Origin of the sequence: Leptolyngbya sp. DQ-M1 (assembly GCF_039962505.1) — a bacterium.
Lineage (GTDB): Bacteria > Cyanobacteriota > Cyanobacteriia > Leptolyngbyales > Leptolyngbyaceae > Leptolyngbya.
Map to the genome: position 1 here is coordinate 481,781 of NZ_JAMPLJ010000003.1, position 11,950 is coordinate 493,730.

Annotated in this window: 11 protein-coding genes; 2 read left to right on the forward strand and 9 right to left on the reverse strand. The window is 48.6% G+C overall.

The window, feature by feature from the left end; all coding sequences use genetic code 11:
- Positions 1-72 precede the first annotated feature (72 nt).
- The 5 genes from ispG to NC981_RS12080 all read right to left on the reverse strand — a co-directional run bounded on the left by ispG (position 73) and on the right by NC981_RS12080 (position 3,818).
- A complete protein-coding gene (ispG, locus tag NC981_RS12060; RefSeq protein ID WP_348243020.1) occupies positions 73-1,296 on the reverse strand; it encodes a (E)-4-hydroxy-3-methylbut-2-enyl-diphosphate synthase in 1,224 nt (407 codons plus the stop codon).
- 105 nt (positions 1,297-1,401) lie between these two features.
- On the reverse strand, positions 1,402-1,590 hold the full coding sequence (locus NC981_RS12065) for a hypothetical protein (protein ID WP_190379088.1): 189 nt from the start codon (positions 1,588-1,590) through the stop codon (positions 1,402-1,404).
- Between the two features lie 395 nt (positions 1,591-1,985).
- Positions 1,986-2,825, reverse strand: coding sequence for a ribosome biogenesis GTPase YlqF (gene ylqF, locus NC981_RS12070; protein ID WP_348243021.1), 840 nt, complete (start codon positions 2,823-2,825; stop codon positions 1,986-1,988).
- A 6-nt stretch (positions 2,826-2,831) separates the two neighbouring features.
- Positions 2,832-3,416 (reverse strand): Uma2 family endonuclease, encoded by a 585-nt coding sequence (locus NC981_RS12075; RefSeq protein WP_190379086.1) that lies wholly within the window; start codon positions 3,414-3,416, stop codon positions 2,832-2,834.
- A 3-nt stretch (positions 3,417-3,419) separates the two neighbouring features.
- A complete protein-coding gene (locus NC981_RS12080; protein ID WP_190379085.1) occupies positions 3,420-3,818 on the reverse strand; it encodes a universal stress protein in 399 nt (132 codons plus the stop codon).
- A gap of 114 nt (positions 3,819-3,932) precedes the next feature.
- Here NC981_RS12080 and NC981_RS12085 point away from each other — a divergent pair, with 114 nt between their 5' ends.
- On the forward strand, positions 3,933-5,138 hold the full coding sequence (locus tag NC981_RS12085; RefSeq protein WP_348243022.1) for a phosphoglycerate kinase: 1,206 nt from the start codon (positions 3,933-3,935) through the stop codon (positions 5,136-5,138).
- A 60-nt stretch (positions 5,139-5,198) separates the two neighbouring features.
- Here the strand turns inward: NC981_RS12085 and NC981_RS12090 are convergent, their stop codons facing one another.
- Both NC981_RS12090 and pgl read right to left on the reverse strand, forming a co-directional pair.
- Complete coding sequence (locus NC981_RS12090) at positions 5,199-6,521, reverse strand: ABC transporter substrate-binding protein (RefSeq protein ID WP_348243023.1); 1,323 nt, start codon at positions 6,519-6,521, stop codon at positions 5,199-5,201.
- A 90-nt stretch (positions 6,522-6,611) separates the two neighbouring features.
- Complete coding sequence (gene pgl / locus NC981_RS12095; RefSeq protein ID WP_348243024.1) at positions 6,612-7,328, reverse strand: 6-phosphogluconolactonase; 717 nt, start codon at positions 7,326-7,328, stop codon at positions 6,612-6,614.
- A gap of 123 nt (positions 7,329-7,451) precedes the next feature.
- Between pgl and NC981_RS12100 the strand changes: the two genes are divergently transcribed.
- On the forward strand, positions 7,452-9,797 hold the full coding sequence (locus NC981_RS12100) for a hypothetical protein (protein WP_348243025.1): 2,346 nt from the start codon (positions 7,452-7,454) through the stop codon (positions 9,795-9,797).
- A gap of 173 nt (positions 9,798-9,970) precedes the next feature.
- On the opposite strand, the gene NC981_RS12105 is transcribed toward NC981_RS12100, so the two are convergent.
- Together NC981_RS12105 and NC981_RS12110 are read right to left on the reverse strand one after the other, a co-directional pair.
- Positions 9,971-10,714 carry a hypothetical protein gene (locus tag NC981_RS12105; RefSeq protein ID WP_348243026.1) on the reverse strand — a complete coding sequence of 248 codons (744 nt, stop codon included), beginning with the start codon at positions 10,712-10,714 and terminating at the stop codon, positions 9,971-9,973.
- 13 nt (positions 10,715-10,727) lie between these two features.
- Positions 10,728-11,927 (reverse strand): glycosyltransferase family 4 protein, encoded by a 1,200-nt coding sequence (locus tag NC981_RS12110; protein ID WP_348243027.1) that lies wholly within the window; start codon positions 11,925-11,927, stop codon positions 10,728-10,730.
- Between the last annotated feature and the right edge of the window lie 23 nt (positions 11,928-11,950).

Sequence of the window (11,950 nt, forward strand, 5' to 3'; positions counted from 1 at the left end):
TTTGGCGATCGCCGCAAAAAACGGGAAAAGAAGAACTCAAACCGTCAAGATTTGTTTCGCTTTCTCTTGCTGCTATTTCGGCTCGATCCATTTGCCGTCCCCTTTGATCAGGTTAATCAGTTCTGCAACGCCTTGATCTTCTGGGACTTTCTTGATCTCTTCGCGTCCTCGGTACAAGGAAATGTAGCCCGCCTGCTTCCCGACGTAGCCATAGTCGGCATCTGCCATTTCACCTGGGCCATTGACGATGCAGCCCATCACGGCAATGTTTAATCCGGTTAGATGATTTGTGGCTTCTCGGACTTTTTGCAAGACCTCTTCTAGATTGAACAAGGTGCGACCACAAGACGGGCAAGCCACATACTCAACCATCGTGCGCCGCAGCCCCAACGCTTGCAGAATGCCATAGCAAACGGGAATCTCTTTTTCTGGAGCCTCGGTTAGAGAAACGCGAATAGTGTCACCAATGCCCTCAGCTAAAAGGGTACCGATGCCAGCCGTGGATTTAATCCGACCATATTCGCCATCTCCCGCTTCGGTCACGCCGAGATGGAGCGGATAAGCCATCCCTAGTTCGTCCATGCGTCTGACCATCAAACGATTCGCCGCCAGCATGACCGGAACTTTTGAGGCTTTAAGCGAGATTTCAAGGTTGTAGAAGTCGAGCGACTCGCAGATGCGGATGAATTCGAGCGCGGATTCTACCATCCCTTCTGGGGTATCACCGTAAGTAAACAGCATCCGTTCCGCCAGCGAACCGTGGTTCACGCCGATTCGCATTGATTTGTGCTGATCTCGCAGGGAGATCACCAGTGGAGCAAGCGTTTCTCGAATCTTTTCGCCGATCGCGTCAAACTCAGCCTGCGTGTATTCGGTGGTTTTCGGCTTTTCAAACACATACAGACCGGGATTAATCCGCACGTTATCGACGTAATTTGCCACTTCTAGGGCGATCTTCATGCCGTTGTGATGCACATCTGCAACGAGCGGAACGGGCATATAAGTTTTGTGCAGGCGATCGCGGATTTCTTCCATCGCTTTCGCGTGTGCCAAGCTAGGAACAGTGACGCGGACGATCTCGCAGCCAATCTCATGCAGACGACGAATTGCCGCGACTGACCCTTCAATATCGAGCGTGTCTTCGTTGATCATCGATTGAACGGCGACGGGATGATCGCTGCCGATCGAGATGCCACCCACAGGAACAGAGCGAGTTTTGCGACGATGAATCGTAGTGTCAGTGGAATACTGAGCCACCGGAGTAGCCGAGGCGATCGGGGTAGGCAGAGTTTGCATAACGCGAGGATGATGGGTCGATAGCAAAAAAGACAGAATCTCACCAATGAGAGCTTCTGTCTTTCAGATTGCCATAGAAATGAACCATTTAACCGGATTTTCCGCCTATCCCCGGCATAAGCGAGATTCTTGTTTAACAGAACCTGCCATTGCTGCACTTTGCAGCGTCATAAAGGCGCGAAAATCTTCTTGATCGTACTTCGAGGAGAGCAGAAGCCGCAGTTGATTTTCGGCTTCGATCGAGAGCAGTCCGGTCGTTAGCGCTTGTTGAACGACTTCGCGAATTCGTGACATAGCAAACACCCCAACAGCCACAAGTGAACGAGTTTCAGTACGAACAACCCAATGGATTTATGCAATTCCGTAGAATTACGCTTTCGACTGACAGAAGTTTCAGGCTAAATCGATGGTTGAGATCTTAGAGGAGCTTCTCTAAGAAAAGCGGTATAGCAATGAACAATTTTTTGAATTATCCAAATTGTTCAAACCCAGACCAGAACTAGCCTTGACGCAGATTGACGAATTTGAAGCGAGAATGTTCCCAGACTTTGAAAACAATTTTGCTCTACGATTCTGATTTCAGTTAAGAGACGGCTAATCCGGAGGAAAAAACGAAATGATACAAACAGGAGGGAGGGCTGTGCGAGTTTTCCCTGTGTCCCCAACTGTTTGCCGCTTTGTATCAGAGGTTACTCATTTGGAGGTAATTCCAGCGAGATCGTGCCTAAGTTTCCTTTGCGGAAGTCAGTGAGAACTTGTCGTGCGGTGCGTTCTGCGTCACCCTTGTAATTCAGGTCTGCCAAGGTTTTGATATAGCTTTCTCCGGTTAGGTCGGCGATCGCGAGTCCGTAGCGCGATTCCAATGCCGCAGAGGAGGACTGCAACAATTCCACCAAAGATGCTGCAACTCTTTGATTGTCGTAAGCTGCTTCGCCAATATCGTCACAGATGGCTAGTTTAATGGCGGCTTGCTGATCCGTAAGCTTGTTGGGCAAAACTCCGGGCGCGTCGAGTAATTCGATTTGGTCAGAAATTCTCACCCATCTCAGTTGCCGCGTTACGCCTGCACGACGGGCACTTTCGACCACTCGCCGTTTGAGGAGTCGATTGATCAGCGCCGATTTTCCGACATTGGGAAAGCCAATGACAACGGCTCGAACAGGACGAGCCAACATCCCGCGATCGAGCCTGCGCTGATTCATTTTGACTCCTGCCGTTTGGGTAGCTTTGGCGATCGCTTCGATCCCCTTACCGTGTTGAGCATCGGTAAACAGCGGCTCCTCGCCCCGCTCTTGAAACCACTGTGTCCACTGCTCTCTTGCTTTTTGCGGGATCATATCCACTCGATTCATTACCAGAATTCGCCCTTTCTCCCCGATCCATTGATCGACCTGCGGATGATGGGTGGACAAAGGAATTCGCGCATCCCGAACTTCCAGCACGACATCGACGCGCTTGAGTTGCTCTAGAAGCGCTCTTTCAGCTTTGGCAATGTGACCGGGATACCACTGGATGGAAGGTGCAGACATCTTAAGTTAATTCTCGAAGAGTTGGGCGGGCGTGAGTTGGAGTTGGGGAAATCGGAGGGAGCGGATCGAGCGATCGTCCTGGAATGTTCCGATTTCAGCGTATTCCTCACCTTGAAGTGCCAGAACCGTGATGGATCGATTTTCGGGATCAATTAGCCAATACTCAGGAATGCCACGCTTGGCGTATTGAGCGCGTTTGCGGATGAGATCACGATCGCGATTGGCTTTTCCAGGACTGAGTACCTCAACGACAAGCTGAGGAGGCGGTGCGTCAATTAGGATCGTAAGGCGTTTCTGAGTCAGAGCTAGGTGAACTTGATCTAGAATCACCAAGTCAGGATATCGGTTTGCTGCATCTTCTCTTTGCAGCACTGGAACTTGAATTTCGCAGGTATGAGGGCGAATTAACCGAGGTGGAACTCCTGCCTCTACAAGTTTAAGTAGAAGAAGGTTAGGAATAAAATCATTCGGCTCAGATTCTGGTGGCAAGGCGAATAATTCTCCATCGATCAGCTCATAGCGATTATCTGTCCCGTCATCGAATTCCAGGTACTCTTCAAACGTGGCAAATTTGGGTTTGGCTTGAGTCATCGGTTAAGGAACGACTAGGACAGGACAGGGAGAAAGGCTGATCACTCGATTGGTGACGCTATCGGATGCGCCTTCGGTCGTGAGTCCGAGACCCCGACATCCCATGATAATCAAATCGGCTTCTACCTCATCAGCGACATCACAAATGGTAAAGGCAGGCTTGCCCTCGCGCTCGATCGCATCGACTTCGATCCCCTGCTGCGAAAAGAGCGAACGGGCACTTTCCAGCAGTGTCGCGACGGCTGTCGGAGACGACATCGCATCGGGATGATCGCTCATCGTTTCCACTACCGAGAGCAGAATCAAGCGGCTTTGATGCACTTTGACGACATCCGCAACCGTTTCAACCGCTTGACGGGAATCGCGGCTTTCATCGATCGGAAACAATACAGTCTTAAACATAATTTCAAATCCAGACTCAACTTATTTCCAGCATTACAGAAACTTCGATCATAGGTGACGCGATTAATGGAAAAATAAGAAATAGGTAGAAAGACTCATTTAGGAGCCAAGATCGTGCCGAAAAAGACTGTCAATGATTTATCGTCCGCCGAATTACAAGGCAAGCGTGTTTTAGTTCGGGCAGATTTCAACGTGCCTGTGGATGATCAAGGGAATATTACCGATGACACGAGAATTCGCGCAGCATTGCCCACGATCGAAGCGCTCACCTCAAAAGGAGCAAAAGTAATTTTATCCAGTCACTTCGGTCGTCCGAAAAATGGCCCCGAAGATAAATATCGCTTAACTCCGGTCGGAAAAAGACTTTCAGAACTGCTCGGTAAGCCCGTGGTCAAGACCGATGACTGTATCGGGGATGAAGTGAAGTCGAAAGTCGATGCGATGCAGCCTGGAGACGTTCTGCTGCTAGAGAACGTGCGGTTCTACAAGGAAGAAGAAAAGAACGATCCGGCATTTGCTGAGAAATTAGCCTCAGTTGCAGATTTATACGTCAACGATGCATTTGGAACCGCTCACCGCGCCCACGCTTCGACCGAAGGCGTAACCAAATTCCTTAAGCCTTCTGTTGCAGGATTGCTGATCGAGAAAGAGCTGCAATATCTGCAAAGCGCGATCGAAAATCCTCAGCGTCCCTTGGCAGCGATCGTTGGTGGCTCGAAAGTTTCCAGCAAAATCGGCGTAATCGAAACCCTGCTCGATAAGGTAGACAAATTGCTGATCGGCGGCGGTATGGTGTTCACGTTCTATAAAGCGCGTGGCTTGTCGGTCGGCAAATCCTTGGTAGAAGAAGACAAGCTGGAACTTGCGAAATCCTTGGAAGCGAAAGCGAAAGAGAAAGGCGTTGAACTGCTGCTGCCAACTGATGTTGTGGTTGCCGATAACTTTGCGCCCGATGCCAACACTCAAACCGTGAGCGTCGAAAATATCCCCGATGGCTGGATGGGCTTAGATATTGGCCCCGACTCTGTGAAAACCTTCCAAGCGGCTCTGGCTGACTGCAAGAGCGTGATCTGGAATGGGCCGATGGGCGTGTTTGAAATGGATAAATTCGCCAAAGGAACTGAGGCGATCGCGCACACTTTAGCTGAACTCACCCCGAAAGGTACAGCGACGATTATTGGCGGTGGCGATTCGGTTGCAGCCGTTGAGAAAGTCGGAGTGGCAAGTCAAATGAGCCACATTTCGACGGGCGGTGGCGCAAGTCTGGAACTGCTTGAAGGCAAAGAACTTCCGGGAATTGCAGCGCTCGATGAAGCGTAGAGTTTTCTGAAATTAAGCAAGCCCGTCGATCGCAAATAACTACGATCGACGGGTTGTGTTTTATCTCGGATTGACTTTACCGATCGTCTTCAGCTTTCCATCCGGTTCAACTGTCCAGACATCGTAACTACCGACAACATCGCCTGCTGCGTCAATATCAACATCCCCACTCGCACCTTGATAGTTGATGTCTTTTCCTTGACGCAGCAACTCTAAGCCCTTACACACATCCGTTACCACTTCTCCGGGTGCATTCGTCACCTCGCGTAGCTTATCTTTCATCGCCTCGCCCGTATTTGACTTTGCAGCTTGCGCGGCTAATGCCAAAATCGCAGCGGCATCCCACGCATGAGGCGCATAAGCCACGAGCGGACGTTTTTGCTTTTCTTCCCACAGTTTGGTAAAGGCAGCTAACCCTGCACCACTCGCGCCCGGAACGGTTCCAAGCGCTCCGGCGACGATCGATCGGTTGTTCTGTCCTTTGCCAACTTTATCCACGAAATCCTGCGAGTACACGCCATCGGTGAATAAAAACTGCATATTCTGGCTTTTTCCTTGTTCGTAAGCAGATTTCGCAATCAAGCTGCCCGTGTCGGCATACATCACTGCCATGACCACTTGTGGATTTCCGGCAAAAGCTGCGGCGGCTTCGGCTTCAACGGTCGTCGCCTTCGGATCATACCGAGTCGGTCTATCTTTGTTCGTCACCTTGCCACCCAGCGCTTCAAACGATTTGACAAACTCGCGCTCAAAGCCAACCCCGTAATCGTTGTTGATCACGATCGTTCCAGCCGTTTTCAGATTGCGCTCACTGGCAAGTTTTGCCAACGCTTGCGCTTGATAGATGTCGGGCGGTGCAGTTCTTGCCCAATAGCCTTGATACTTGCCTTCTTTGGCTTGCTGAGTGAATACAGGACTGGTGCTTCCAGGAGAGATGAGGACAACTTTATTGCGAACGGCGATCGGGATCGCAGCCGTTGAAACGCTACTGGCGAACGAACCGACAACGCCCGCGACTTTTTCCCGTTCTGCCAATCGCGTCATGCCTTCTGCACCTGCGGCGGGATCGGTTTGGTCGTCTACGCTAACAAGGGTAACAGGTTGACCGTTGACACCACCGCACTGATTCACGGCATCCACCAGCATCGGAACAGCGTTGACCATTTGCTGTCCGACTGAGGCGAGGTCTCCCGTTGAAGGCAGGAGCGAACCGATTTTTAAGCCCCCAGCAGGTGCGCCTGAGCCAGCGGGTGATGCCGTTCCGCCTTGTCCGGTGGGTGGAGCGGATTCTTGGCAAGCGGCGGCAAGTAACCCCACAGAGAGCGTGAGGGCAGCCAGCGACAGAGCGCGACCAAGTTTAGGGCGAGAAGCCAGGTTACTCATTGCAGGTTCAACTCCTTTGAACGATCGAGAAATCCGAGTGTAGATCTTAAGTGAAGCCGATTTTAAACCCAAGACTCCCGAAATTCAGCATTATTTACTGAAATTCGTCGATCGTTCGAGTAACCACCAGAGTTCACCTTGCGGCTTGATCAGTCTTGCAGGGTAAGTATTTTCATCTGCTTGGTCGGCAAAAATCTGAGTGAGGGCGTTGTATTTGCTTGCGCCCGCCACCATGAAGATGACGGTCTGTGCTGCATTGATTAGTGGTGCAGTGAAGGTGATGCGGGGATTGCCATCTTTGTCGCCCACAGTGATGAGACGATCGCGCACTTGTAAAGCAGGGGTATGAGGAAACAGGGAGGCCGTGTGAGCATCATCGCCGATACCAAGCAAAATCACATCGAAAGCGGGGAATTCTCCCGGCTTGGCGTTGAAAAAGGTTTGCAGTTCGGCTTCGTGTTTTTGAGCGGCGATCGCCGGAGCAGCGTCATCGGTTGGCATCGGATGAATATTTGCAGGGGGAATCGGCACTTTATCCAACCAAGCCAAACGAGCCATGCGTTGATTGCTGTCGGGATGATCTGCCGGAACATAGCGTTCGTCACCCCAAAAGATGTGGAGCTTATCCCAAGGGAGATTTTGCTGCGCTAGTTTTTCGTAGAGCGGTTTGGGAGTGCTACCGCCGGAAAGCGCGATCGTTGCAATGTTGCGAGTTGCGATCGCAGCGTGGAGGTTTTCGACCACGAGTTCGAGGGCACGATCGACGAGCGCATTTAGATCAGCGAGAATTTCAATCTGTGGATTCATCGGAGCAATTTCACAATTCTTCTTCGTCAGGATAAGGGAAGAATTTTCAGATCTCTGCTGTCTTTAGATCGATGTAAGAAATCCGATGTCTAAAGAAGTAGGTAAGAAGTAGGTAAAGGGCAATTGCTGCAACAGAAGTGGGTACTCTGCATATTAATTCCCCTCAGTGTTCCACCTGTTAAACTTAGCCCCCAAGTCATGAAAATTAGCCATTGGATCAAAAAGCATTCGCTTGCGGTTGAATGTTGTTTAATTTTTGCAAGCTGCGTTTATGTCTATCTAGCAAACGATAGAACGATTACAACTCACGACGCGACTCCGAATACACTGCTTGCATTTAATTGGCTTTTTAATCACCAACTCAATTTTGATAATTTTAGGGACAGTTATTTCTCTAATAATGTGGTGTGGTACTTTACAGAGTCTCCCACCGGACATTTAACCGCTGCCTATCCGATCGGCACTGCAATCATCACATTTCCCTTCTATGTCGTTTTTGCAGTCATTCGCTGGATACAGCATCTAACGAGCGATGTATTTCTACAGTCCAGCTTATACTCATTTAACATTCATTCAGCTATTTTTGAACCCGATCGACTTTATTTTGAGAAGCTAGCAGGAACTTTGACCACTTCAACTGCAGTGGTTCTGTTTTATCTAGCTGCTCGACTTAAATTTAATCAAACAGTCTGCATAATTTTGACGTTTACCTATGCTTTTGCAACTCAAAACTGGGTGACAAATTCCCAATCGATGTTGCAGCATACCGGAGCGAATTTAGCAGTCTGTGGGATTTTGCTTTGTTTTCTGAAGGCGAACCGAACCCAGGGAAAAGCTCGGAAATGGCTGTTATTTGCAGCAGGAGTCTTATCTGGCTTGATTCCTGGTATTCGCCCGACGGATGCTATTTTTTCGGTTGCAGCAGTTGTTTATGCTGTCTTTACTTACCGCCGAGACTGCGTTTTTTTATTGTTCGGGCTACCTTCGGCACTTCTCTGTATTAGCTGGAATTTGTATTATTTTGGAACGCTGTTTTTGGGCGGCTATGCCAGCCAAACGCGACTATATGACTTTTCGATCGAGCCGGTGACTCAAGCCTCTCTAGGTCTGCTGTTCAGTCCTGCGCGTGGTCTATTTACGTTTTCGCCTGTTCTATTGTTTATGATTCCTGGAGCATTTCAAGTCTTTAGGTTTAGAGCCAAGCGAGATGAACAATTACTGCTTTGCTTTGCTAGTGCCGCAGTGGTGTTGTTTATTAACTACTGCTTTTTTTCGGTCTGGTGGGCTTCTTGGACTTACGGCAATCGATTTCTAGCTGATGCTTTACCTATCTTTTGTCTGTTAGTAGGCTATGCGATCGCAGACATCGTTGAATTGAGTGTGACACTTGGTAAAAGAATTAACTATTCGTTAGTTTGCTTCCTGGCTCTCCTGCTATTTTCTACATTCGTTCAATGTGTCGGTGCATTTACTACAAAATTTGGCAGTCTTGATTGGAATGGGATTCCAGTTGAGATTGATGTTAATACCAGTGCCGGAGTAGGTCGATTGTGGGACTGGCACGATAGCCCGATCGAGCGGAGTGCGAGAAATCTGTTTCATGAGCTAACCGGTTTGCCTCAGAATCCAGCTTCTTCTTTTTCTGGACTTAATGGAAAAATTGAAAACGTTCAAGTTTTGAATCAAGCTTGGGAAGGTAGAACTGTGGTAGGCGCTCCCAGTAATGCTGCTCTGCTGCAAGTCAATCTTCAGAATACAGGGGCTACGAAGTGGCTAGGATATGATACAGGTCTGAAGCGTGGCTCGATCGCAGTGAGCGCACAATTTTACGACCAGGAGAATCAGGTTGCAAAGCAGGGTATGCTTTACATCCCTGGAGTGATTCATCCGACTCAGTATGCTCGTGCGATCGGAGTTGTTGAGCTACCCGTGAACTATGGGGCCTATCAATTGAAGCTGTCATTAGTGAATACTCAAACGTCAGAAAGCATCTCAAAGAAACAGTATGAGCTAAGCGTTAAGATTGATCCAAAGTACCAGGTTTTTGAGCAAGAATTTATTCAGGTGCAAGTCCCAAAACAGATTGCTGCTGGAAACACAGCAAAATTGTTTACGGTGGTTCAGACTCGCAGCAATTTCCCTTGGTATCGAGAACCGCGTACCAAAAAGTTTGAAGTTAAGCATCCCTTTAATGCCTCCTACCATCCGGTTCAGTTTGCTTACCGTTGGATCAATGAAAGCGGCGAGGTGACGAAAGGAGAGCAAACTCCACTACCCTGGACGCTGATTTATCGCAAAGATTGGACGTTTGGCATCTTTGATCAAGCCGGTATCAATACAATGATCAAAGCGCCCGATCGTCCTGGCAACTATACCCTGCGACTCTCTATGTTTCAGGAGGGTGTGGGTTGGTTCGACGAAAAAGGCGCGAAACCAAAAGACATTCCTATCACCGTTACAGCGAGTTAGTTATCGTACTTAGCAAATAAACTCAGGTTTGAGTCGGAGATAAGTCACCCAACTGTACTGGCAACTATACCCTGCGACTCTCTATGTTTCAGGAGGGTGTGGGTTGGTTCGACGAAAAAGGCGCGAAACCAAAAGACATTCCTATCACCGTTACAGCGAGTTAGTTATCGTACTTAGCAAATAAACTCAGGTTTGAGTCGGAGATAAGTCACCCAACTGTAAGCGAAATGCTCTTCGCGATCGAGATGTTTTAATCGCGTCGGCATTTCATCCCACAGCGGCTCCAGTGGACAGCCTTCCATTACAGGCGGAATCAGCGCTGGGAAAAGATAATACTCATCAATCCAACTAAAGAGTTCAGGCAAAATCGGATCGTTCCGCTTGAGTAGATGAGTAATGCTGGTGTGATAGGTGTCTTCATACTGATTGTCATCGAGTAGGACGTGCTGAATTCCATATCTCAAACTCTGTTCAATTCGAGGAGCAACGTTTTGATGATCATCGAAGATTGCACAAGTTTGAACAGATGGATCAAGCTCAAAATTGGCGCAGGAAAAGTCTTGTGTACTGTAGCCAGCACGAGGAGACCGATAGCACGTTGAAAGATTGAGCGGCATCATCAAAACTGGATCAAGACAATATAGTTCTGCATTCGGCAGGATTGAATCGATCAGCCAAGTTGAAAAACCACGCCAGAAACCAGACTCGATTACGACATCAGGTGTGATGCGTTTGAGAAAATAGCAGTAGGCAAAAGCCGAGTCGAATCGAATTCCACCTGTATTATCGAAAGGGCGTTGATCGTAGAGATTGGCGAACTGCTCTAACTGCTCTGATAAAGTTGCACGATCGCTAAAAAGCTCCACAGCTTCAACATCGACACCGGGAATTTGCAAGGGAAAATTAGTCTTAACCATAACAATTCAGAATTTAGACAGTGACAAGTTCAAACAAAATGCTTTCTAGTTTTGCAATCGCTTTCGTTTGCGTGAATTCAGTCATTGCTTTGCGTTGTCCGTTCTGAGCGAGCTGCTTCCAGGCTTCAGGATTTGCTGCGAGAGAAGATAGAGCATCAGCCAGTGATAAAGGATTTTCAGATTCAAAGAGCAGTCCATCTTCTCCGGGATAGACAATCTCGCCTGCACCACCTGTACCACTGGTAATCAGCGTCAGTCCGGCTGCCATTGCTTCGATTTGACTGATTCCGAATGGCTCTTGGAAGCGAGAAGGAAAAACAAGAACATTGTGAGTTTGATAAAGCTCTCGAAGCTGTTGGCGAGATAACACACCAGGGAAGTCAATTCGATCGCTCAATCCCTCAGCAACCGCAAACGATTTCAGCGCTTCCACAAAGTCAGGCTGAAAGGTTCCACCCGCGATCGTGGCACTAAACTCAATTCCACTCGCGTTCAGAATGGCTAAAGCTTCGATCAGGACATCCGCGCCCTTGTAGGGTGCAACTAAGCTGGCATAAGCGATTCTAAGCCGATCGCGTTTTGGTAACTCCGATCGATAGAATGTTTCGACATCTGCACCTGGATAAATGGCTTGAGCATTGGTGATCGGATAACCTTGCACTGTTAAGCTATGAATAATCCAATTGCTGCAAGTGATATAGCGGTATGCTGATCGTCTTGGCGCAAGTTCGGCAACATAACCCGGATTCGCATTCATTACATAATGAGCGATCGGAATTTTTCGGTTTAACAGTGCATCAATCAATTCGGTTCCAACTTCTAAAAAATCCAGGTTTCCAGCAAAGCAAACATCTGGATGAAACTCATCAATATGCTGTTTTAAGGCTTGGATATTGTGCTGTAAGCGATCGCGAACCGTTTCTGGGTCAAAATGTCTCGCTCCCTCAGCAGACCATTCACCCAATAGCAAAAAGGCGCGATCGACTGGAGGTTCTGGATAGCGGCTTTCATGAATACCAAACAATCCTGGAGCATCGCTGGTCAGGACTAGGACTTGATGCCCTCGATGTTGGAGCAATCTGGCGAAATCTGCGATCGAGCGTTCATATCCTCCTAACACTTGAGGGGGATAGAGATTCGTCAGAATCAGAATTCTGAGTGACTTGGCGCGTTGAGTGGAAATCGCGCGATCGAAAATAACTGAAGCAGTCAAAGCAACCTCCAGATATCAATACA